Below are 21,116 nucleotides of genomic sequence, written 5' to 3' on the forward strand. Positions count from 1 at the left end.
CCTCCTGGCGGTGCCCGGGGTGATACCCGGTCCCCCGGGCGGCTACACGTGGGTGGGCGGTGCCCGGTCGAGAGCCCGGCTCGCGACAATCCGGCCTGCCGGGTGGCCAGGGCAGTCGTCGCCAGGATCGCCAGGATGGAAACGATCAGTGCGGCGGCCTGCATGCCACTCTGCTGGCTGCCGCACGACGGGTGTTACTTTCCCGCGCCCGACAGCGATTAGTACGCCTGGCGGGTGAAGGGGTGACTTCCTGTCGGTTCAGAGGTCCAGCACCACGTCCTCGCGCGGCCGCGCGCAGCAGATCAGGGCCTCACCGTCCGCGGCCGGCTCGAGGGGGTCCGGGTCGTACGACACGCTCCCCGAAAGGACCGGCGTCACGCACGTGTGGCACACCCCCGTCCGGCACGACCACCGCGTCGGCACGTCGCACGCCTCGGCGAACTCCAGGAGGCTCGGATACCCCTCGCCCCACGGCACGGTCAGCCCGCTGCGTGCGAACGTCACCGCCGGTCCGCTCCCCGGCGCTCCCGGTGGAGCGTGCGGGGGAGTCCGCGTGACGCCCACGAGGCCCGGGTTGATCGCCGGCACCCCGCCGAACAGTTCACTGTGGACACGCGAAGCGTCGAAGCCCAGCGAAACGAACGCGGCGCGCATGGCCGTCATGAACGCGTCCGGGCCGCACAAGTAGACCGCCGCATCCGAAGGCAGGTCCAAAGCGGACAACATGGAGAGGTCCAGCCGCCCGGTGTCAGCCGTCAAGAACACGTGCTCGCGGCCGTGGCGAAGGCCGGCCAGAAGCGCATGAGCCTCCGCGGCGAACGCCTGCTCGGCAGCGGTCCTGGCCGTGTGCACCCACCGGACTACCCGCGGCGAACCGCTGGCCGCCAGCGCGTGCAGCATCGCCAGCACCGGCGTGACGCCGATCCCCGCCGAGACCAGCACCACCGGACGCTCGTCGTCGGTCAGGACGAAGTCGCCGCGAGGGCCGGCCACGTCGAGCACCGCGCCCGGAGTCAAGTGCGTCTGCAGGTAGCTGCTCACGACGCCGTCGCGCTTGACGCTGATGCGGTACTCACGCTCCGACGGCGCCGCCGACAGCGAATAGCTCCGCACCGGAGCCGGGTCGCCGGCACCCGGGACGCGCAACGTCACGTACTGGCCCGGCTCGGCGCGGGGCAGCGGCGAGTCGGCCGCCAGGTGGATCGAAGTCACCGTCGAGCTCTCCGGCACCACGCGGGTCACCCGAAGCGGCCGGAACCCACGCTGAACCCGGGGCGCCGGGGCCGCCAGCAGGTCGCGGAACGAGCCCTGCCAGCCGGGGCTGAGCGCCGGGATGTCAAGCGCCTGGCGCACCACCTCGGGGTCACGGTCCGGCAGGTAGAGCAGTGCGTCGATGGCCGCGACGCTCAGTTCGTGGCGGCCGGTCCGGGTGCGGACGATCTCGTCGCCGGCCTCGACGTGGCCCTCGGTGATGACGCGCAGGTAGAACCCCGGCCGGTGGTGCGCCACCAGCAGGGACGGCATCCGCGGCTCGCCCAGGCGCATGCCGACGCGGAAGCACGTCACCCGCGGCTGCGTGACCTCGAACTCCGCTTCGCCGATCCGGTACCGGTCGCCGATGTGCACCTCGTCGTCCGGGAGGCCGTCGACGGTGAAGTTCTCGCCGAACTGGCCGTCTTCGAGGTCGTCGCGCCCGAGGAAACGCCGCCAGTGCTCGTACGACTCGCGCTGGTAGACCAGCACCGCGCGGTTCTCGCCGCCGTGGCCACCCAGGTCGCCCTGGCCGTCGCCGTCGACGTTGAGGCGGCGGACCAGCCGCGGTCCCTCGACCGGGTACTTGAAGATCCCCGTGTGGACGGTCCGGTCCTGCCAGGCCACGTCCTTCGGCAGCCCGACGTTGAGCGACACCAAACGCGCCATGGTCGTCTCCTTCATTCCGCCGTGCGTGAGCGCTGGTAGTGCCGCCGGGCCTTCATGCGGTTGCCGCAGACGGCCATCGAACACCAGCGGGCGCTGTTGGGCTTGCTGTGGTCGATCAGGAACAGCCGGCACTCCGGGTTGGCGCACGGGCGCAGCCGGCCGGGGCTCGACTTAGCCAGCGCGTCCCAGGCGAGCACGGCCCGCGCCGCCGCGGACCGGCCGGGTGGCACGTCGAGGACCCACTCGACGCCGTCGCCGAAGGCGGCCCGGTAAGCGACGCCGTCGACGAACCGCGCGGCCGTCGCGGGGGAGGCGTCGCCGCGCACGATGTCCTGCAGGGCGGACCGCGCCTCGACCAGCGCCCGGTGCTCGTCGCCGGTCGCCGGCTGCCCGTGGGCGGCGAGCCACTCCCGGCCGGCAGTGACGTCCGCGAGGTCGTCCTCGGCCCGGCCGTCACGCACCGGGGTGGTGTTCAGCAGGTCGAGCAGCAGCGTCTCGTCCGTCGTGGCCAACCTAACCTCCTAACTCATGGTTGACAGGTTACACCACGGGTGCTTGCATGGCTAACCATCAAACAAACTCAGAAAGGTTAGGCATCATGGGACTGGCCTGGCAGCAAGGACCACTGGCCACCCGGGCGGTGGGGCACTTCCTGGTCGAGCAGCCGCTGCCCGAACGGCTGCTGTTCGCCGAGCCGCTGCGGCGGCGGACGCGCGTGCGGTTCGGCGGCGAGTGGATCGCCGACAGCGAGGACGTCGTCCTCCTGCACGAACCCGGCCGCTACCCGGTGGCGTACTTCCCGCTCGCCGACGTCCGCGAAGACGTCCTGACCGCCGAAGACCGCACGACGACGCACCGCGACCTCGGCCCCACCGGCTGGTACACGGTCCGGGCGGCGGACGAGGAGACACCGCGCGCGGCGTGGCGCCACACCGGGCTGCCCGGCCACGCCGACGTCCTGCGTGACCGCGTCGCGTTCGCGTGGCGGGCGATGGACGCCTTCTTCGAGGAGGACGAGCGGATCGTGGGGCACGCGGCCGACCCTTACCACCGCGTCGACATCCGCCAGACGTCCCGGCACCTGGTCGTGCGCGAGGGCGACCGCGTCGTCGCCGAGACCCGCCGCCCGGTCGTGCTCTACGAGTCGGGTTTCGCGCCGCGCTGGTACGTGCCGCGGGAGGACATCGACCTCACGGCACTGACGCCGGTCGACGGCGAGACGTTCTGCCCGTACAAGGGCCTGGCCGGCTACTTCGACATCGGCGCGGGCAAGCGCGCGGCCTGGTCGTACCCGGAGGCGTGGCCCGAGGTCGCGCGCGTGTCCGGGTTCGTGTCGTTCGAGCCGGACGTCGTCGACGTGACCCTCGACGGCCGGAAGCTGGCGCTCGAACCGGGCCAGACCGTCACCCCGCACGGCGTCGACCGGGGCCTGGACCCCGAAGAGCTGCGTGCGTTCGCCGAGAAGGGGATCTGAAATGAGCGATCGACGGGTGCTCGTCATCGGCCGCGGCAGTGGCATCGCCCGCGCGGTGACCTCGGCGCTGCGGGCGGCCGGAGCCCGGGTCGTGGTGGCCGGGCGCGACCAGGAGGCGTTGGCGAACGCGTACGACGACCCGGGCGTCGAGGCCGAGTTCGTCGACCTGACCGACGAGTCGTCCATCGCCGCGCTGGCCGGCCGGCTCGGCCAGGTCGACCACGTCGTCTCGACGGCGTCGGCCCGGGCCCGCGGCGTTGTCGGCGACCTGGCGCACGACGTCGTGCTGAAGTCGTTCGACGTCAAGGTGCTCGGCCCGCTGCTGCTGGCGAAACACTTCGCGCCGCGCCTGTCCGAAGACGGCTCGTTCGTGTTCTTCTCGGGGTCGTCGGCGCGGAAACCGGCGGCCGGGATGCTCGCCGTCGGCGCGACGAACGCCGCGGTGGACGCGCTGGTCCGGGGGCTGGCGGTGGAACTGGCACCGCTGCGGGTGAACGCGATCTCGCCGGGCACGGTCGACACCGGTGCCTACGACGGGCTGGGGGAGCGGAAGAAGGCCGAACTGTTCGCCACGCGCGAAGCGACGAGCCCGGTGCGGCGGGTCGGGCGTCCGGAGGAGATCGCCGAGGCCGTGGTGTTCGCGCTGAACAGCACGTTCCTGACCGGGGTCTCACTGGCCGTCGACGGGGGTGAGCCCCTTGTCTGAGTTCCGCGTCGAGGTCCTCACCCTGCCGGTCGAGGACGTCGACCGGGCGGTCGAGTTCTACACGGCGAAGGTGGGCTTCGCCCTGGACGTCGACTACCGGCCGCACGCCGGTTTCCGCGTGGTCCAGGTGACCCCGTCCGGTTCGGCGGCATCCATCCAGTTCGGCGTCGGCCTGACCGGCGCGGCCCCGGGCACGGCGCGGGACCACTACCTGGTGGTGCCCGACATCGAGGCGGCGCGCGAAGAACTCGCCGCCCGCGGGGTGCCGGCCGGGCCGCTGCGGCACAAGAAATCCGCGGACTGGCAGGGCGATTTCGCGCCGGGCCCCGACCCGGAACGCCGCGCCTACGCGAGCTTCTTCGACTTCGCCGACCCGGACGGCAACACGTGGATCGTCCAGGAGCGCGCCGAAGGGTGACCCGTCGTATGCTCGGCGCGTGCCGCCGCTGGTCGTGACCCTCGCCGTCGACGAAACCGCCCAAGCGGCGTGGAACGCGCTGCGGCGCCGGTGGTTCCCGCCGGAGCGGCTGGTCGTCGACGCCCACCTCACCCTGTTCCACGCGCTCCCGGGCGAGCACCTGGCGGCGGTGCTCGCCGACGGCGCCGAGGTCGCCGGCGACCTCGAGCCCTTCGAGCTGACGGTCACCGGCGCGCGGTCGCTCGGGCGAGGGGTCGCGCTCGACGTCACCGCCGAACCCTTGCTGCGCCTGCACGCCGGACTGCGGGCGCGGTGGAAGGACTGGCTCACCCGGCAGGACGCGCAGCGGTTCGCCCCGCACGTGACCGTGCAGAACAAGGTGCACCCGGACGTCGCCGCCGCGACGCTCGAAGCGGTGCGCCGCGACCCCGGTCCCCGCACCGCGACCGCGACCGGGCTCGACGTCTGGCGCTACCTCGGCGGCCCCTGGGAGCACCTCGCCGGTGTGCCGCTCGCCGGACGCCGCTGACCATCCACTCCGGACTGTGGGACGGCCCGGTCCCAGCGCGCGGACTCCCGTTGACACCCCCGCGGCTCGCCGGTGTACTCGGGATCATGACCGCGCACCGAAGGGAAAGCCGTTGACGACCAAGGAAAAGACCGGCTGGATCGCGACCGCGAAGGACGTCGCCGCGAAGCTCGCCGTCGACGCCGTCGAGCGCGACCGCCGCAACGCCACCCCGTTCGAAGAGGTCCGGCTGCTCAAGGAGGCCGGCCTGGTCACCCTGCTGGGCCCGCCCGAGCACGGCGGGGGCGGGCAGACCTGGGACACCGCCTACCGGGTGACCCGCGAGATCGCCCGCGCGGACGGCTCGATCGGCCAGCTGCTCGGCTACCACTACCTCTGGGCCTGGGCCGCGCGGCTGGTCGGCACCGACGACCAGATCGCGGCGGTCGAAGAGTTGTACACGAGCAACAACTTCTTCTTCGGCGGCGCGGTCAACCCCCGCGACTCCGACCTGACCATCACCGAGGACGGCGACGAACTCGTCTACAATGGACACAAGTCGTTCTCCACGGGCAGCCGGGTTTCCGACCTGACCGTGCTCGAAGGCGTCCTGGCCGGGACCGGGGACCACGTCTTCGCCATCGTCCCGTCCGCCCAGGAGGGCATCGTCTTCCACGACGACTGGGACAACATCGGCCAGCGCCTCACCGAATCCGGCAGCGTGACGATCACCGGCGTCCGCGTCCCGTGGGCGAGCGCCGCCGGGTACGTCGACCGCGAGTTCCGGCCGCTCACCTACAACACGCTCAACGTGCCGGCGATCCAGCTGGTCTTCACCAACTTCTACCTCGGCATCGCCCAGGGCGCCCTCGACGCGGGCCTGGCGTACACCCGCGAGCGCACCCGCCCGTGGCCCTACGGCGGCGACGACAAGGACGCCGCCGCGGACGAGTGGTACATCCTCGACGGCTACGGCGACCTCCAGGCCAAGCTGTGGGCCGCGGAAGCGCTCACGGACAAGGCGGGCGCGGCGATCTCGGCGGTGCTGCACGCCCCGCGCGAGGACCTGACCCCCGAGGCCCGCGGCGAGCTGGCGGTCCTGATCGCGGCGGCCAAGCAGCGCGTGATCGAGACCGGGCTGGAGATCGGGACCAAGATCTTCGAGCTGACGGGCGCCCGGGCGAGCGCGTCGAAGCACGGGCTGGACCGGTTCTGGCGGAACCTGCGCACGCACTCGCTGCACGACCCGGTGGCGTACAAGCGCCGCGAGGTCGGCGTCTACGCGCTGCGCGGCGAGCTGCCGGAGCCCACCTGGTACACGTGAGCCGCCGAAAGCGACCACATCGTGATCGAAAATCGGGATGAACCGGACGGAAGGGTACGGGGGCGCGTTACTTGCCGTCCACCTGGTGAGACGGTTGAACGATCACCGGCACACCTCCTTAAAGTCCCCGATCGTCACCCGATCGGCTGAACTTTGAAGGTGTTGTGTCCGCCCCCTCCCTCCCGCCGCTCGCGGCGCGTTCCCTGCCCGCCGCGGTGTGGCGTGCCGTCCGGTCCGGGCGGTGGACGTCCGGCTGCGCGCTGCTCGTCGTCCTGATCGTGCTGCTCGCCGCCGGGGCCGACCTGTTCGCGCTGGCCGAGGGGCAGAGCCTCACCCCGGACATCACCACGCTCGGCCCGACCGGGCTGCCGGCGGGCGCGCTCGGCGGGGTGAGCGGCGCGCACTGGTTCGGCGTCGAGCCCCTCACCGGCGTCGACCTCTTCGCGCTCGTCGCCCACGGCGCGCGGACGTCGCTGCTCGTCGGGCTCGGCGCCACCGCGCTGGGCACCGCGCTCGGCGTCCTCATCGGGGTCAGCGCCGGCTACCTCGGCGGCTGGTGGGACCGGCTGGTCACCTGGACCGCCGACGTCATCCTGGGCTTCCCGTACCTGATCTTCATGATCGCGCTCGGCGCCGTCCTGCCGGTCGACTTCCCGCGCCAGGTCACGCTGATCGTCGTGCTGGGGCTGTTCGGCTGGCCGCGGGTGGCCCGGATCGTCCGGGCGCAGACGCTGACGCTGGCCAAGCGCGACTTCGTCGCCGCGGCGCGGGTGATCGGCGGCGGTCCGTGGCACGTCTTCACCAAGGAGCTCCTGCCGAACCTGTGGGCGCCGGTCATCGTCGTGGCGAGCCTCGCCATCCCGTCGATGATCGGGAGTGAGGCCGCGCTGTCGTTCCTCGGCGTCGGCGTGCTGCCGCCGACCCCGAGCTGGGGCCGCACCATCAGTACGGCGATCGACTTCTTCGAGACCGACCCGATGTACCTCGTCTTCCCCGGGCTCCTGCTGTTCCTCGTCACCCTCGCCTTCAACGTCGTCGGCGACGCGATCCGCGACACGCTCGACCCGCGGTCGGGCGGTGCGGCCTGATGCGCACCGCCCGCTTCGTGGCCACCCGGTTCGCCGGGATGCTGCTCGTGCTCCTGGTCGTCGCCTTCGTGACGTTCGTGGTGTTCTACGTCCTGCCCGCCGACCCCGCGCGGATGGCCTGCGGCCGCCCGTGCACGCCCGAAGGACTCCGGCTCGCGCGCGAGTTCATGGGCTACGACGTCCCCTGGTACCGCCAGTTCTCCGACTTCCTCGGCGGGATCCTCGGCGGCCGGACGTTCGGCACCGGCGCCGCGGCGATCCACTGCACGGCGCCGTGCTTCGGCTGGGACTTCCAGAACAACGTCGACGTGCTCAGCGAGATCGGCGACCGGATCGAGGTCAGCTTCTCGGTCGCGCTGGGCGCGGCGGCGATCTGGATCGTCCTCGGGGTCGGCCTCGGCGTGCTTTCCGCGCTGCGCCGCGGGACCGCGGCCGACCGGATCACCATGGCCGCCGCGATGGCCGGCGTGTCCATGCCCGCCTACCTGGCCGGGATGATCGGCATCACGATCTTCGCCTTCGCGCTCGACGTCGTCCCGAAGAACGGGTACGTGCCGCTGACCGAAGACCCCGCGCAGTGGGCGTGGCACCTGGTGCTGCCGTGGTTCGTGCTGGCGTTCCTGCACGCGGCGATCTACGCGCGGCTCACCCGCGGCCAGATGCTGGAAACCCTCGGCGAGGACTACATCCGCACCGCGCGGGCGAAGGGCCTCACCGAGCGCAAGGTCGTCGGCCGGCACGCCCTGCGCAACGTCCTGCTGCCGGTGGTCACGGTGTTCGGCGTCGACCTCGGCGGGCTGCTCGCCGGGACGGTGATCACCGAGCGGATCTTCGGCATGGCCGGCGTCGGGCGGCTGCTCGTCGACGCCATCGCCTCGCTCAACCTGCCGGTGCTGCTGGGCGTGACGCTGTTCTCGGCCCTGCTGGTCACGGTCCTGAACTTCCTGGTCGATCTCTGCTACGGCGCGCTCGATCCGCGGGCTCGCCTCGTCTGAAGGGGAAACGATGAAACGGGGACACTGGCTCTCGCTCGCCGCGGGGGTGACGGCGGCCGTCACGCTGCTGACGGCGTGCGGCGCCAACGACACACCGGCCGGGCCGGGCGGCACCGTCAAGCCGGGCGGGACGCTGGTGCTGCTCAACGACGCGCCGTCGATCACCTGGGACCCGGCGAAGAGCTCGAACCTCGTCGTCACCACGCTCGGCCTGATCCACCGGCGGCTGACGTCGTGGGACGTCGCGCCGGGCAAGGACACCACGATCGTGCCCGACCTGGCCACCGACACCGGGCGGCCGAGCGACGGCGGCAAGACGTGGACGTTCACGCTCAAGGACGGCCTGAAGTACGCCGACGGGACGCCGATCAAGAGCGAGGACGTCAAGTGGGGCCTCGAGCGTTCGTTCGCGGCCGCGTTCTCCGGCGGCCTGGCCTACCACAAGGACCTGCTTTCGCCGGGCCTGGCGTACAAGGGCCCGTTCGACGGCGGCAAGGAACTCGACACCATCCGGACGCCGGACGCGAAGACGATCGTCTTCCACCTCGCCCGCGCGTACGGCGACTTCAACTGGGTCGCCAGCACGCCGGCGTTCTCGCCGGTGCCGAAGGGCAAGGGCGCCGAGGCCAACTACGGTGACCACCCGGTCGCGTCCGGCCCGTACCAGCTGCAGAGCTACGAGCGTGGCAAGTCGGCGAAGCTGACGCGCAACCCGAACTGGAGCCGGGACGAGGACAAGACGCGGCTGGCCAACCCGGACACCATCGACTTCGAGCTCGGCCAGGACACCGGCGTCATCTCCAAGCGCCTGGTCGACGACACGGGCAAGGACCGCGCCGCCTTCGGCATGTCGTTCGCCTCACCCGCCCAGCTGGCCCAGATCCAGGGCAACGCGTCGGCGAAGTCGCGGCTGGTGACGTCGGAATCCGGGGCGCTGGCCTACCTTTCGCTGAACACCCAGCGCGGCACCCTCACCAATCCGAAGGTGCGCCAGGCCTTCCAGTACGCCGTCGACAAGGCCGCGTACCAGGTCGCCAGCTCCGGCAGCGCGCAGCTGGCCGGCGACGTCGCGACCACGCTCATCACGCCGGGCCTGCAGGGCCGCGAGCAGTACGACCTGTACCCGGCGCCGCCCTCCGGTGACGTCGCGAAGGCCAAGCAGCTGCTCGCCGAAGCGGGCTTCCCGAACGGGCTCGACGGCCTGGTCCTGGCCACCCACAACGAGCGGGGCTTCCCGGAGAAGGCCGCGGCGATCCAGGCTTCGCTGGCGCGGGCGGGCATCAAGGTCTCCATCAAGCCGCTCGACGAGGACACCTACACGTCCGAAGTGGACACCAAGGGCCTGTCCGACTTCGACCTGACGCTCACTTCGTGGCAGCCGGACATCCCGTCGGCCAACGCGAACATCCAGCCGCTGTTCCAGTCCACCGAGATCGGCAACGGCGGGTACAACGAGTCGCGGTACAGCAACCCCGAGGTCGACAAGCTCATCGCCGAAGCACAGGCCACCGTGGACCCGGCGGAAGCGGGCAAGAAGTGGGCGGCGCTGGACAAGAAGATCCTCGCCGACTCGCCGGTCGTGCCGCTGATCTACACGCGCAACTCGTTCCTGCACGGCTCGCAGGTCGGCGGCGTCGAGATCGGGCGGTTCCCGGCCTACGTCGACTACCGCAAGTTCGGGATCGTCCAGTGACCGGAGCCGGGCTCCTGCGGCTGCACGACGTCGCGGTCTCGTTCGGGGACGTCGAAGCCGTCCGAGGGGTCGGCTACGAGGTCCGCGCGGGCGAAGTCGTCGCGGTGGTCGGGGAGTCCGGCTCCGGCAAGACGGTCACCGCGATGTCCCTGCTCGGCCTGCTCCCGCCCACGGCGAAGGTGTCCGGGCGCGCGGAGCTGGCCGGGCGGAACCTCTACGCGCTGACCCCGGCCGAGCTGCGGGAAGTTCGCGGCGGCGAAGTCGGCATGGTGTTCCAGGAGCCGATGAGCGCGCTGAACCCGGTGTTCACCATCGGCGACCAGCTCGTCGAGGCGATCCGCGCGCACCAGCCGCTCACCGCGGCCGCCGCCCGGGACCGGGCGATCGAGCTGCTCGGCCTGGTCGGGCTGCCGGAGCCGCGCGAGCGGTTCCGGTCCTACCCGCACGAGCTCTCCGGCGGGCAGCTGCAGCGCGTCGTCATCGCCATGGCGGTGGCGAACGAGCCGAAGCTGCTGGTCGCGGACGAGCCGACCACGGCGCTGGACGTCACGGTGCAGGCCGAGATCCTCGAACTGCTGCGCGACCTGCGGTCCCGGCTGGACACGGCGATCCTGCTGATCACCCACGACATGGGCGTGGTCGCCGACCTGGCCGACCGGGTGGTCGTGATGCAGGACGGCCTGGTCGTGGAACAGGGTGACGTCCGCACGATCTTCGCCACCCCGGCCGAGGCGTACACCCGGCAGCTGCTCGGCTCGGTCATCTCGCTCGGCGGGGCCGCCACGGCCGGCCTCGAACGCGCACTGGCCGACGACGTCTCGGTCGGCCCGGCGCACGTCGCCGCGGCCGAGCACCCGGCGTCGGCATCCGTCCCGGACGTGCCCGCCGAGGCCCCGCTGCTGCGGGTGGAAGACCTCTCGGTGACCTACCGCGGCCGGTTCCGCGCGCTGGCGGTCCGGGCCGCCGAGGGCGTGAACCTGCACGTCGAGCCGGGGGAGGTGCTCGGCCTGGTCGGGGAGTCCGGCTCGGGCAAGAGCACGGTCGCGCGGGCCGTCACCGGCCTGCTCGCGCCGTCCGCCGGCACCGTCCGCATCGGCGACACCGACCTCACGCGGGTCCGCGGCCGGGCGGCGAAGGCGTTGCGGCGGCGGATCGGCATGGTGTTCCAGGACCCGCTGTCCTCGCTCAACCCGCGCACGACGGTGGGGGAGAGCGTCGCGACGCCGCTGCGGCTGCACCGCGCGGTCCGGCCGTCCGAAGTGGACGGACGGGTCGCGGAGCTGCTGTCGGCGGTCCAGCTGTCGCCGTCGCTGGCCGCCCGCTACCCGCACGAGCTTTCCGGCGGCCAGCGGCAGCGGGCCTGCATCGCGCGGGCGCTGGCCCTGCGCCCGGACCTGCTGGTCGCGGACGAGCCGACGAGCGCGCTCGACGTCACGATCCAGGCCCGGATCCTCGACCTCCTGCGCGACCTGAGGTCCGAGTTCGGCTTCGCCTGCCTGTTCATCAGCCACGACCTCGCGGTGATCGAACAGCTCGCCGACCGCGTCGCGGTGATGCACCGCGGCCACGTCGTCGAGCAGGGCCCGGCCAAGGAGGTCCTGACCGCCCCGGCGCACGCGTACACGCAACGCCTCCTGTCGGCGGCACCGGTCGCCGACCCGGACGCGCAACGCCGTCGCCGCGAGGCTTGGCGTCAGCTGCGCTGAGCAGCGGCCACGGCGAGCCCGGCGAGGTGGCGCAGCGAGTTCTCGAGGTGCCCGGGACCGAACGGCGGGAACCGGATGCCCCGGTCGCGGATGTGCTGGGGCACGGCCGACCAGTCGTAGGAGAGCGTGACCTCGGCGGCCTCCGCACCGAGCGGCGCCAGGTCGTACCGCCAGACCCACCCGCCGAACTCGAGCTCGCCGTCCCCCTTCCGGTGCCCGGTCACCCACCCGATGGCCCGCGGCGCCTCGAACACCTCGACGCGGTTGACCACCTGGTACTCCCCGACCGGCCGGCTGCCGTGGAACATGTCCATCCGGAACAGCTGCCCGACCGCGCTCAGCGGCGCCGGATCGACGGATTCCCGCACCCAGCCGGTCCCATCGATGGCGGCGTGCGCCGTCGGGTCCGCCAGCACGGCGAACACCCGCTCGGCGGGCACGGGGAAGGTCAGGGTCGCGTGCACGTTCTCGTGGTCCGGCATGGCGGGTCCTTTCTCGGAGGCTCTCACCCGGACCCGAACGGGCCGGCCGCCGTTCGACACCGGCGCGGCGAAAATTTCAATCGAGGACACGGAACGCCGGTCTGGCCCGATTCTTGCTGAGGAGGCACGACGCCCGATTTGCCCGGTGGGGGAGGTAGCGGTGGTGTTCTCACTCGAACTCGGCATGGAGCCCCGGTTGGGGCTGGAGGTGTCGCCGGCGCTCGTGGTGTTCGGCGAGATGCTGATGCTGCCGTACGACGCGATGCAGGCGGCGATCGAAGACGAGCTGGTGGGCAACACCGCGCTCGAACGGCTGGAGAGCGAATGCCCGGTCTGCGCGGGCCGCTGGCGCACGCGGTGCCCGGTGTGCGCGCCGCCGGCGAGCGGCCACGGACCCGGACCCGGCCCGGTCGCCACCCGGCCCGAGACCGCCGACACCGAACCCGACACCCACGCCCTGCTGCGGGCGGTCCGGGCGGAGGTCAGCGCCGCCGAGGTGGCCGTGGCCGAATACCTGGTCGGCAGCCTGGACGAGCACGGGTTCCTCGACCGGACGTGCGCGCAGGTGGCGGCCGAGCTCGGTGCGCCGGAGGCCGTGGTGGCCCGGGTGGCCGCGGTGATCCGGCGGGTCGGGCCACCCGGCGTCGGCGCCGGTGGGGTCACCGAGTGCCTGCTGAGCCAGCTGGACGCGCTGGACTGCGACCCGGACGACGCGACGGTGCGCCTCGCGCGCGCGGTCGTCGCCGGTCACCTCCCCGCGCTGGCGAAGGGCCACTTCGCGGCGATCGCGACGGCGTTGTCGGTGTCCCGCGACGAGGTCCGGCGGGTGCTGGAGTTCGTCAAGTCGCGACTGCGCCCGTACCCGGCGTTCGACGGCAACGCCGCGCCGCGCACCGGTTACGTGGTGCCCGACGTGCTCGTCCGGCCGCACGGGGAAATCTCCGGTGAGTTCGCCGTGACCCTGGTGGAGCCGGCGATGAACCGCCTGCGGATCCGGCGCGACCGCGGACAGCTGCCGCAGGCCCGGTCGTTCCTGGCCTTGCTGCGCGACCGCTGGGAGACGCTGCGGCGGGTCGTCGAGCTCGCCGTCGAGCGGCAGAAGGACTTCCTGCGCGACGGGCCGGCCGCGCTGCGGCCGCTGACCCGCGCCGAGGCCGCCGCCGAGCTCGGCTTGCACGAGTCCACGGTGAGCCGCGCGGTCGCCGACAAGTTCGTGCTGCTGCCGGACCGGACGATCGTGCCGCTGGCGAGGTTCTTCGGGGTCGGCGGCGGCGTCGACGAGGAACTGCGCCGGCTGCTGGCCGCGGCCGACGGCCCGGTGTCGGACCAGCGCCTCGCCGACCTGCTGTGCGCGGCCGGCTACCCGATCGCGCGCCGGACCGTCGCCAAGCACCGCGCACGGCTCGGGTTCGCCTCGGCCGCCCTGCGCTGACGGCTCGGGCTGGCCCGGTTCTTGCAACGTCGGGGACGTGCGCAGAACCCAGTGGGAAGCCGGTGAACAGGACCTCGAACGAGCGGCCCGGCTGCTCGACGTGACCGACCGGTCCGGGCTCACGGCGTTCGTCGGCGAACTCGTCACCGGTGCGAGCGGCGGGCGGCTCTCCCGCGACGCGGGCCGCGCGCTCACCGACGTCCTCACGAAAACCGCTCTGCGGACCGTGCCGACGCTGACCGCACTGGTCGGTGCCGGTGGCCCGCCCGCACCCCACGCATACGGCCTGGCGCTCGAAGGGATGAGCGCCGAAGACCGCGACCACGAGCTCGCCCGCCGGTTCGTTCGCTTCGCCGAGGCGGCGGCCGGCCGGGCGGGGCGCGCGCCGGACGGCGTCGCGGCGGCGGTCGAAGCGGCGGCGCGCGAGTTCGTGCCCGGGCTCGCGCCACGACCAGGAAAGGAATCCCGCATGTTCGAAACAGGATCTTCGACGGCCGAGTACGGAGAGGCCGAATACGGCCGGCGGCGCCGGCGCGGCCGCTGGGCCGACGACGACGAGTACGCCGGCCAGGGCGAGGCGCCGTACGAGGCCGAGCAGGGCTACGGCGAGTACGAGCAGGCGGGCTACGGCGAATACGGGCAAGGCCCCGGCGAATACGGCCAAGGCCCCGGTGAGTACCAGGAGTCCGAAGAGGCCGAGGAATCCGAGGAGGAGCGGTTCCTGCCGCTCATCCCGCTCGCGGGCAAGGTGCTCGGCGGCCTCCTGGGCGGCCTGATGAAGGAAGGCGAAGCCGAAGGCGAGTACGAGTCGGGCTACGGCGAAGCCGAGGGAGAAGGCGAAGGGGAGGCGGAGGACGAGTTCCTCGGCAAGATCCTCAAGCGCGTCCTCGGCCAGGAAGCCGAGCACGACGAGCTGGCGCTGTCGCCGGCCCAGGAAGCCGAGTTCGCCGGGCACCTGATGGAGGTCGGCAGCGAGCAGGAGCTTGACCACTTCCTCGGCGGGCTCGTCAACGCGGTCGGCAAGGTCGTGCAGGGCGTGCGCGGCGCGGCGAACTCCCCGCAGGGCCGCGCGCTGATCGCCGCGATCAAGCCGCTGGCGAAGTCGGCGCTGCCCGCGCTCGGCGGGGCCATCGGCACCGCGATCGCGCCCGGGCTCGGCACCCAGGTCGGCTCGGCGCTGGGCACCGCGGCCGGCTCGCTGTTCGAGGGCGAGGCCGCGATGACGCAGGAGCAGGAGGAGTTCGAGACAGCCCGCCGGATCGTCCGGCTGGCCTCGGCGGCGGCGCAGGACGTGGCGTCCGCCCCCGACGGCGGCTCGCCGCGGCTGGTCGGCGAGTTCGGTGTCGTCCGGGCTTCGCGCCGGTTCGCGCCGTCGCTGTACCGCCGCGCGCTCCGGCGGATCTCCCCGATGGCCCGGCGGTATCACGGCCGCCGCTACCGCAGCTTCAACCGCCGCTACGGCAGCCCGTACCGCCGTCACCCCGGCTACCGCGGCTTCGGTTACCGCCCCCACTACGGCCACCGCGGGTACGGGTACCCGTACCCGTACCCGACCGGCCCGGAACCCGAGCCCGCCCCGGAGCCGGCGCAGCCGCCCGCACCGCCGCGGCCCGGCTTCCGGTGGGTCGCCGTGCCGATCGACGCCCCCGATCCCACCCCCGCCGCCGACCCGGTGCCCCCGGCCGGCGACAGCGCGCCCGCGTCGCAGGGCGAGTACGCCTACAGCGCCAACGGGCACGGCGGGCGGGCCCGGTCCCGCGACGGCGGGCAGTAGCCGACCATGGCCGCTCCCGTGTCCGCCACCTGGCTGCTCGAACAGGAGACCCGCGCGCTGCTGACCCGGCTCGCGGCGGTCGAACCGTTCGTGCTCCAGGAAACCTGCGTCGCGGCGGCGGCGCTGTCGCCCGCCGCGCTGTCGGGGATCGAGGAGTACCTGATCGCGGGCAGGCGTGTGGTCCGCCGCCGGGCGGAAGAGTTCCTGCGGTGGCTGCGCGCCGACGGCCCGGCCGTCCCCGCGGCCGAGCAGCAGCGCCGGTTCTGGGTGCTGCGCCTGGCCTTCCAGAACGCGCTGACCCAGTTCGACCTGTTCTCGGAGGTGATCACCCAGCGCAGCGAGCACGACAACGGCGTCCTGCTCTCCGGGCTCGACCTGGCCGCCGCGGACGCGCTGCGGCTGCCCGGCACACCCATCGAGGGGCCGCCCGTCGTCTGCTCGTTCCACCGCGGGATCGGCGGCTCGATCCGCCGCGCCCGCACCCGGCTCCCGGGCGGGGGCGACAACCCGGTCGCGCTCCTGCGCATCCCGCGTGAGCGGATCGGGTTCGGCGTGGCGTCCACCCTGGGCCACGAGGCCGGCCACCAGGGCGCGGCGCTGCTCGGGCTCGTCGAGTCGCTGCGGGCCCGGCTCGACGCGACCCCCTGGCGGGCCGGCGACGCCGTGCGGGAGCTGTGGCGGACGTGGCTCAGCGAGATCGTCGCCGACGTCTGGGCGGTCGGGAAGGTCGGGATCGGCTCGACGCTCGGCCTGGTCGGCCTGGTCAGCCTGCCCCGGGGCTTCGTGTTCAAGCCGCCCGACGACGACCCGCACCCGGTCCCGTGGGTGCGGGTGCTGCTCAGCTGCGCCGTCGGCAACCGCTTGTACCCGGATCCGCAGTGGCGCCGGCTGGCCGCGACCTGGCAGTCGATGTACCCGCTCGCCGGCCTGCGACCCGAGCTCGCGGACACGCTCGCCGGGCTGCGGGCGGACGTCCCGGAATTGGTCCGGTTCGTCACCGGGCACCGCCCGCCGCGGCTGCGGGGCCGGTCGCTCGGCGACGTCCTCGCCGGTCCGGACCGGACGCGCCCGGCCCTGCTGCGGCGCTTCTGGTCCTGGCAGGCGGACCCGGACCGGATGGCAGGCGCGCCGCCGATGCTCGCCTTCGCCGTGCTCGGTCAGGCACGGGCGGACGGGCTGCTTTCCCCGGAACGGGAGAGCGCGACGCTGCGCCGCCTCATCGGCACGTGGGCCGTCACCAGCACGCTCGAGACAGCCCGCGCCACCAGCCGCCTGTTCGCCGGGCAGCCCGTGCTCCCGGCACCCCAGTCAGTCAGCGCAACGCTCTTGGAGGATCACCGTGACCATCGATGACGAACGCGATGCCCGGGTCGCCACCCCCGATCTCGACCTCAAGGCGCAGCCGAGCCGCACCACCGCGGGCGGCATCGTGCTGCTCGAAACGGTCCTGCCCACCGGCAGCGGAACCTACGAGGTCGCCTGGACCGTGACCGGCCCGGTGCTGCTGACCACGGAGGACACCCGGATCGCCCTGCTCGGCGCGACCAGCGTCACCGGTGACCGGGTGACCCTCCGCGAGGGCGAGCACCTGCTGCTGCGGGCCACGCTCGACACCACGCCGCTGGCCGTCGGCTCCTGGACCGTCGGCCTGCGGCTGGTCGCGATCGACGACGACCACGGCAAGGCGGGCGAACTGACCGCCGTGGCCGAGCCGATCGAGGTGCTGCAGCGCCCGTTCGCCGCCGGCGACGACGTGGCCGTCACCCTCAAGCGCGCGCAGGTGCCGCCCACCGAAGACCAGTCCCTGTGGGTGGCGATCCGCAACAGCACCACCGCGATCGGCTTCGAGAACTTCAGCCGGTTCGTCGACCAGGTGATGTGCGGTGAGACGCCGGGCAGGCTCGACCGGTCCGACCGGCGCGCGCTGGCCAAGGTCGACCGCCGGACCGCGCTGCCGTTCCCGAACGTCAACCGCTACCGCCTGCTCAAGGCCGCGGCCGAGGTCTTCCTGATGGTCAACTGCGGGGTCGACCGGCGCCGGGTGTTCGACGGGGTCGACGTCGCCGAGGAGTCCCGCCGGCTCAACCGGACGGTCAGCAAGAACGACATCGAGCGGGAGTTCCGCGACTACCTCGTCCAGGTCGACCGCGGCAACGGCGGGGGCACCCTGGACGTCCTGCCCTACCTCGGGCTGATCCGGCTCCAGCTGCGGGACGTGGCGGTGACGGGGAAGGCGAACGACGACGAGGACGCGGAGGCGTGCTTCGGGATCCTGGCCGACAAGCTCGTGCACCCGTGCTTCCTGGAGCTGATCTGGTCGTTCTGGACGGACGAGGCCGGTCCGCTGCAGGCGTTGCGGGCGATCAGCTGGCGGTTTCAGAACCGGGCGGCCGGCTCGCCGCGGCGTGATCCGCTGGCCGGGATGGACATCGATCCGCTGCGGCCGCTCAACAACCTCGTGTGGGGCTGGATCCAGGACGAGCAGCACCGGCTCACGATGTCCCGCCGCGCCTACGAGTACGACCACGCCTACGGGCTGGAGCTCTCCACCCGGCAGAGCCCGCCCGTGCGGGGCGTGGACAGCCGGTCGCGGTTCCTCGACGCGTTCCACAACCTCCTGTCGTTGTGCGAGGTGTTCTACCGGTGCGACGACGACACCACCGTCATCGCCGACGGGTTCGGGATGCTGAACGCGTTGAAGGAGACGCACCTGCTGCTCACCCAGGGCGCGCACAACCAGTACGGCGACCTGCCGTGGACCGCGAGGCACGAAATGCTGATGGCCGAATGGATCCTGGCCCGCCCGGAGCTCAAGGACTTCCTGGCGACCCGGACCATGGTGGCCTACCAGGAGCCGTGGATGGACCGGGTCGAGGCGATGAACCGGTTGCAGCACTGGACGGACGTGTCGGTGCAGCACTTCCGCGACCTGGCGGTGTTCGGCGAGCAGCTGCTGCTCAGCATCCGGTTCGCCGCGTGGAGCGTGGTGATCAACCCGGAGAACGCGGCGCAGTGGGCCCGGTACTTCCGCGCCGAGGTGAAGGGCTACATCTACGCCTACCGCGCGGTCAGCGGCGTGGACCTGACGCGGCGCGACGCCGCGCCGACACCGGTGCGCCACGGCGCCTACCGGTCCTGATGCGGGTCATCGACGCGCACTGCCACGCCGGTCCCGGCGACGGGTTCAGCGGGCCGTGGGACACCTCGGCGCCGCTGGCCCGCTACCTGCGGCGGTGCGACGAGGCGGGGATCGGCGCCTCGGCGCTGTTCGCCGCGTTCCACTCCGACTACGCCACCGCCAACGAGGCCGTCGGCCGGATCGTCGCCGGCCGGCCCGGCCGGTTCTACGGCTTCGCGTTCGTGCACGCCGACCGCGACCGCGGCCGCGTCCGCTCGCTGGTGCGGCGCGCCGTGACCGGGCTCGGCTTCTGCGGCATCAAGGTGCACCGCCACGACGCCCGGATCAGCCGGGAGATCTGCGAGGTCGCGGCGGAGTTCCGGCTGCCCGTGCTGTACGACGTCGTCGGCGAGACCGCCGCGGCCGAGCTGCTCGCGGCCGAGTTCCCCGGCGTCGACTTCATCGTGCCGCACCTGGGCAGCTTCGCCGACGACTGGAGCGCGCAGCTCGCGTTCACCGGCGTGCTCGCCGAACACCCCAACGTGTACACGGACACGTCCGGGGTGCGTCGGTTCGACCTGCTGGAGCGCGCGATCGGGCTGGCCGGCCCGGAGAAGGTGCTGTTCGGGTCGGACGGGCCGTGGCTGCACCCCGGGCTGGAGCTGGTGAAGGTCCGGCTGCTGGGGCTGCCGCCGGCGGCGGAATCCCTGGTGCTGGGCGGGAACTTCCTCCGCCTCACCCGCGCGGCGCGCCGCAGCCCGGGCAGCCGGCCGGGGCAGGGGTGTCCGGGTCCGGCCATTCGTGGTCCGGCACGTCTCCCACGGTGACGACGCCGTTGCCGAGGTGGCGGTGCACGATGCGCAGCACGAGGCTGCGCAGGTCCCGGACGTTGCCCGGGTACGACCGGCGGACGAGCAGCTCGCGGACGGCGTCCTCCAGCTCGGGCGGGCCGGCGTCCGGGCGGGCCTGGCGGAAGAAGTGCCGGAACAGCGGGATGATGTCCTCGGTCCGGTCGCGCAGGCTGGGCAGGTGCAGCGGGCACTCCGCGATCCGGTAGTAGAAGTCGTCGCGGAACGCCCCGGCTTCGCGGGCCGAGGTGAGGTCGCGGTTGGTGGCGCAGACGAGCCGGAACGAGCTCTTGCGCCACAGGTTGCTGCCGACGCGCTTGAACGTGCCCTCCTGGATCACCCGCAGCAGCTCGGCCTGCAGCGGTGCCGGCAGCTCGCCCACCTCGTCGAGGAACAGGGTGCCGCCGTCGGCCAGTTCGAACGCGCCCGCCCGCGCCGCCGCGGCACCGGTGAACGCGCCCTTCTCGTGGCCGAAGAACTCGCTGCCGGACAACGACGGGACGACGGTGCTGCAGTCCAGCACGACGAGTTTCTTCTTGCCCGGCCGCGGATCCAGCTCGTGGATGAGCTGCGCGACCCGCTCCTTCCCGGTGCCGCTCTCGCCGGTGATCAGCACCGAGGCGCCGGTGAACCGGGCGACCTCGACGGCGTCGCGCAGGGTCGCCTGCCAGGCCGGGCTGTCGCCGACCAGGAAGTCCCGGACGTGGCAGCACGCGAGCAGCTCGTCGATGGCCTGCCACCGGCGCAGCCGTTCGGCGACGTGCCGGGTCGCGGTGGCGTCGCCGTCGCGCCAGGTGCAGGCGTCCGAAGCGCCGGCGCGCAGCAGCGCCCAGCTGTCCGCGCCGAGCGCCCGCCCGGACGTCGACACCGCGAGCACCCGGCCGGGCCGGTCCCGCGAGACGGTGCGGAGCCGGTCGGCCACGGCCGGAGCGGGGGTGTCGAAGGCGAGCACGCCGTTGCGGGGTCCGCCGTCGTGCGGGCGCAGCGAGACGTCCAGCGCCCCGAGGGCCCGGATAAGCGACTCGACCACGCCGCCGGGCGTCCCGGCGACGTCGAGCCAGGCGTCGATCGCCGCGGTCACCGCCGGGCCGGCCGCGGTGGTCAACGCCGGGGCCGTACGCGGGTCACTTCGCGGTCTTCTTCGCACTCCGCGTGCGGGTGGCCCGTCGGTTCCCCTTCGGCGGTGCTGCTCCGGGTCGTTCCGGAGCGTCGGCCGAGGCCGCCGACCGCGGCTGCGGCTCCCCGGCCCGGGGTGTTTCCGTGGGGGGTGGTGGCTGGGTGGGTGCCGCCGGCTGCGAGGTGTCGGCTGCCGGCGCTCCGGTGGCCGGTCCCATCGAGGTGCCGGCCGTGCTCCTCGACGCGGCGGGCCGGGTGCGCGACGAGGTCCCCCGGACGATCAGCGGGGCCACGCCCGGGATGATCTCGAACTTGGTCCGCGGGAGGCTGAACGGGCGGCCGATCCCGGCGCCCCGCAGCCTCCTGATCGCGCGCCGGGCCTTCTTCCCGGACTTGTAGAAGCGGCTCGACTTGGCCAGTTCCCGCTGCTTGCCGCGGCGGCCCGAGTAGCACACCCAGCTGTAGGCCTTTTTGTCCACGGCGATTATTTCGAACCAGAAATCCTGCACAGCAC

General features: G+C 72.9%; 19 protein-coding genes. 14 read left to right on the forward strand and 5 right to left on the reverse strand.

Annotated elements, in window-relative coordinates; all coding sequences use genetic code 11:
- Positions 1-258: 258 nt before the first annotated feature.
- Together AB0B33_RS40910 and AB0B33_RS40915 are read right to left on the reverse strand one after the other, a co-directional pair.
- Positions 259-1,920: an MOSC and FAD-binding oxidoreductase domain-containing protein gene (locus AB0B33_RS40910; protein ID WP_360782109.1), complete on the reverse strand. Its 1,662-nt coding sequence runs from the start codon at positions 1,918-1,920 to the stop codon at positions 259-261.
- An 11-nt stretch (positions 1,921-1,931) separates the two neighbouring features.
- Positions 1,932-2,432: a CGNR zinc finger domain-containing protein gene (locus AB0B33_RS40915; RefSeq protein ID WP_360782110.1), complete on the reverse strand. Its 501-nt coding sequence runs from the start codon at positions 2,430-2,432 to the stop codon at positions 1,932-1,934.
- A gap of 86 nt (positions 2,433-2,518) precedes the next feature.
- Between AB0B33_RS40915 and AB0B33_RS40920 the strand changes: the two genes are divergently transcribed.
- The 9 genes from AB0B33_RS40920 (at position 2,519) to AB0B33_RS40960 (ending at position 11,832) form a co-directional block, all read left to right on the forward strand.
- Complete coding sequence (locus tag AB0B33_RS40920) at positions 2,519-3,394, forward strand: DUF427 domain-containing protein (RefSeq protein WP_360782112.1); 876 nt, start codon at positions 2,519-2,521, stop codon at positions 3,392-3,394.
- Between the two features lies 1 nt (position 3,395).
- Positions 3,396-4,100: an SDR family oxidoreductase gene (locus AB0B33_RS40925; protein WP_360782114.1), complete on the forward strand. Its 705-nt coding sequence runs from the start codon at positions 3,396-3,398 to the stop codon at positions 4,098-4,100.
- Positions 4,093-4,518: a VOC family protein gene (locus AB0B33_RS40930; RefSeq protein ID WP_360782116.1), complete on the forward strand. Its 426-nt coding sequence runs from the start codon at positions 4,093-4,095 to the stop codon at positions 4,516-4,518. Before AB0B33_RS40925 ends, AB0B33_RS40930 begins: the two co-directional genes overlap by 8 nt.
- Before the next feature lie 19 nt (positions 4,519-4,537).
- Positions 4,538-5,047 carry a 2'-5' RNA ligase family protein gene (locus AB0B33_RS40935; RefSeq protein WP_360782118.1) on the forward strand — a complete coding sequence of 170 codons (510 nt, stop codon included), beginning with the start codon at positions 4,538-4,540 and terminating at the stop codon, positions 5,045-5,047.
- A 112-nt stretch (positions 5,048-5,159) separates the two neighbouring features.
- The gene (locus tag AB0B33_RS40940; RefSeq protein ID WP_360782120.1) at positions 5,160-6,350 is read left to right on the forward strand and encodes an acyl-CoA dehydrogenase family protein; all 1,191 of its coding nucleotides are present in this window, start codon (positions 5,160-5,162) and stop codon (positions 6,348-6,350) included.
- A gap of 164 nt (positions 6,351-6,514) precedes the next feature.
- Positions 6,515-7,438 (forward strand): ABC transporter permease, encoded by a 924-nt coding sequence (locus tag AB0B33_RS40945; RefSeq protein WP_360782122.1) that lies wholly within the window; start codon positions 6,515-6,517, stop codon positions 7,436-7,438.
- On the forward strand, positions 7,438-8,433 hold the full coding sequence (locus tag AB0B33_RS40950; protein WP_360782124.1) for an ABC transporter permease: 996 nt from the start codon (positions 7,438-7,440) through the stop codon (positions 8,431-8,433). The genes AB0B33_RS40945 and AB0B33_RS40950 overlap by 1 nt, the downstream gene beginning before the upstream one ends.
- 10 nt (positions 8,434-8,443) lie before the next feature.
- On the forward strand, positions 8,444-10,126 hold the full coding sequence (locus tag AB0B33_RS40955) for an ABC transporter substrate-binding protein (RefSeq protein ID WP_360782126.1): 1,683 nt from the start codon (positions 8,444-8,446) through the stop codon (positions 10,124-10,126).
- On the forward strand, positions 10,123-11,832 hold the full coding sequence (locus AB0B33_RS40960) for an ABC transporter ATP-binding protein (protein ID WP_360782128.1): 1,710 nt from the start codon (positions 10,123-10,125) through the stop codon (positions 11,830-11,832). Before AB0B33_RS40955 ends, AB0B33_RS40960 begins: the two co-directional genes overlap by 4 nt.
- Here AB0B33_RS40960 and AB0B33_RS40965 read toward each other — a convergent pair.
- The gene (locus tag AB0B33_RS40965) at positions 11,820-12,314 is read right to left on the reverse strand and encodes a polyketide cyclase (protein ID WP_360782129.1); all 495 of its coding nucleotides are present in this window, start codon (positions 12,312-12,314) and stop codon (positions 11,820-11,822) included. The two genes, AB0B33_RS40960 and AB0B33_RS40965, sit on opposite strands and share 13 nt — an antisense overlap.
- 160 nt (positions 12,315-12,474) lie before the next feature.
- On the opposite strand from AB0B33_RS40965, the gene AB0B33_RS40970 reads away from it, so the two are divergent.
- Genes AB0B33_RS40970 through AB0B33_RS40990 form a run of 5 tightly spaced genes read left to right on the forward strand, consistent with a single transcriptional unit; the run spans position 12,475 to position 19,465 of the window.
- Positions 12,475-13,746, forward strand: coding sequence for a hypothetical protein (locus AB0B33_RS40970; RefSeq protein WP_360782131.1), 1,272 nt, complete (start codon positions 12,475-12,477; stop codon positions 13,744-13,746).
- A 37-nt stretch (positions 13,747-13,783) separates the two neighbouring features.
- On the forward strand, positions 13,784-15,520 hold the full coding sequence (locus AB0B33_RS40975; RefSeq protein WP_360782133.1) for a hypothetical protein: 1,737 nt from the start codon (positions 13,784-13,786) through the stop codon (positions 15,518-15,520).
- 6 nt (positions 15,521-15,526) lie between these two features.
- Positions 15,527-16,873, forward strand: coding sequence for a hypothetical protein (locus tag AB0B33_RS40980; RefSeq protein WP_360782135.1), 1,347 nt, complete (start codon positions 15,527-15,529; stop codon positions 16,871-16,873).
- The gene (locus tag AB0B33_RS40985; protein WP_360782136.1) at positions 16,860-18,659 is read left to right on the forward strand and encodes a hypothetical protein; all 1,800 of its coding nucleotides are present in this window, start codon (positions 16,860-16,862) and stop codon (positions 18,657-18,659) included. Before AB0B33_RS40980 ends, AB0B33_RS40985 begins: the two co-directional genes overlap by 14 nt.
- Positions 18,659-19,465 carry an amidohydrolase family protein gene (locus AB0B33_RS40990; protein WP_360782138.1) on the forward strand — a complete coding sequence of 269 codons (807 nt, stop codon included), beginning with the start codon at positions 18,659-18,661 and terminating at the stop codon, positions 19,463-19,465. The genes AB0B33_RS40985 and AB0B33_RS40990 overlap by 1 nt, the downstream gene beginning before the upstream one ends.
- On the opposite strand, the gene AB0B33_RS40995 is transcribed toward AB0B33_RS40990, so the two are convergent.
- On the reverse strand, positions 19,374-20,591 hold the full coding sequence (locus AB0B33_RS40995) for a sigma 54-interacting transcriptional regulator (RefSeq protein WP_360782140.1): 1,218 nt from the start codon (positions 20,589-20,591) through the stop codon (positions 19,374-19,376). The genes AB0B33_RS40990 and AB0B33_RS40995 overlap by 92 nt on opposite strands.
- Before the next feature lie 19 nt (positions 20,592-20,610).
- On the reverse strand, positions 20,611-21,111 hold the full coding sequence (locus AB0B33_RS41000) for a hypothetical protein (protein ID WP_360782142.1): 501 nt from the start codon (positions 21,109-21,111) through the stop codon (positions 20,611-20,613).
- Between the last annotated feature and the right edge of the window lie 5 nt (positions 21,112-21,116).

The organism is Amycolatopsis sp. NPDC049159 (assembly GCF_040648295.1).
GTDB classification, from domain to species: domain Bacteria; phylum Actinomycetota; class Actinomycetes; order Mycobacteriales; family Pseudonocardiaceae; genus Amycolatopsis; species Amycolatopsis pretoriensis_A.

What these genes read in the sequence shown, in the direction of transcription:
- AB0B33_RS40910 (WP_360782109.1), bottom strand. Translation starts at nt 1,920, where the DNA reads ATGGCGCGTTTGGTGTCGCTCAACGTCGGGCTGCCGAAGGACGTGGCC.
- AB0B33_RS40920 (WP_360782112.1), top strand. Translation starts at nt 2,519, where the DNA reads ATGGGACTGGCCTGGCAGCAAGGACCACTGGCCACCCGGGCGGTGGGG.
- AB0B33_RS40925 (WP_360782114.1), top strand. Translation starts at nt 3,396, where the DNA reads ATGAGCGATCGACGGGTGCTCGTCATCGGCCGCGGCAGTGGCATCGCC.
- AB0B33_RS40950 (WP_360782124.1), top strand. Translation starts at nt 7,438, where the DNA reads ATGCGCACCGCCCGCTTCGTGGCCACCCGGTTCGCCGGGATGCTGCTC.
- AB0B33_RS40955 (WP_360782126.1), top strand. Translation starts at nt 8,444, where the DNA reads ATGAAACGGGGACACTGGCTCTCGCTCGCCGCGGGGGTGACGGCGGCC.
- AB0B33_RS40965 (WP_360782129.1), bottom strand. Translation starts at nt 12,314, where the DNA reads ATGCCGGACCACGAGAACGTGCACGCGACCCTGACCTTCCCCGTGCCC.
- AB0B33_RS40980 (WP_360782135.1), top strand. Translation starts at nt 15,527, where the DNA reads ATGGCCGCTCCCGTGTCCGCCACCTGGCTGCTCGAACAGGAGACCCGC.
- AB0B33_RS40990 (WP_360782138.1), top strand. Translation starts at nt 18,659, where the DNA reads ATGCGGGTCATCGACGCGCACTGCCACGCCGGTCCCGGCGACGGGTTC.